The 531-nt window shown below is 47.6% G+C and carries 1 protein-coding gene; it reads right to left on the bottom strand.

Annotated elements, in window-relative coordinates; all coding sequences use genetic code 11:
• The coding region (locus EOE67_RS20300) for a hypothetical protein (RefSeq protein WP_206099683.1) at nt 1–391 on the bottom strand (391 nt) is incomplete at its 3' end.
• Between the last annotated feature and the right edge of the window lie 140 nt (nt 392–531).

The following is a 531-nucleotide window of genomic DNA, read 5'->3' as shown; positions in this document are numbered from 1 at the left end:
AGCTGTGATTTACCGGGATGCTTTTGGGCGGTTGATGTTTGAGCTTGCGGCGCAGTACTTGAATTTGATACTGCTGCGTTTTCATCTGCTGGTAAACAAAGGTTTTACTGACGCTGTCGCCGCTGTGTCGGTAACGCTGGTTAAACAGCTGTGCCACCTTGCCGGCACCATAGCCAGAAACGGCGGCCAGCGCTAAAACTTTATCAATCACCCACTGTGGTTTTTTATGATTTTTGGCATGAGGAAGTGGCAGGGCTGAGATTTTAACCGCTGAGATTTTAATCGGGGGGTGGTAATACTTCGGCCTGCCGCAAGTGCCACTAATCCAGTGTGAGCGGACGCGCCGGAGCAACATGTCTAGTAATAAGCAAAGCAACAATAACAGCAACATCAGGCGCATCCCGTTAAGCAGATACGCCTCCTTCCACAAAATGGCCAATATGTTTAGCGCTTACTGAGATTATTAGTGCAGCAGTTTCCTAAGAAAAACAGGACATAAATCAACAAAGCTGCAAACCACCTATTCCTACA

The sequence above is a fragment of the Rheinheimera riviphila genome (assembly GCF_004005945.1).
Classification (GTDB): domain Bacteria; phylum Pseudomonadota; class Gammaproteobacteria; order Enterobacterales; family Alteromonadaceae; genus Pararheinheimera; species Pararheinheimera riviphila.
Note: the sequence above shows the minus strand (reverse complement) of the source record. Positions and strands in the feature narration are given on the sequence as shown.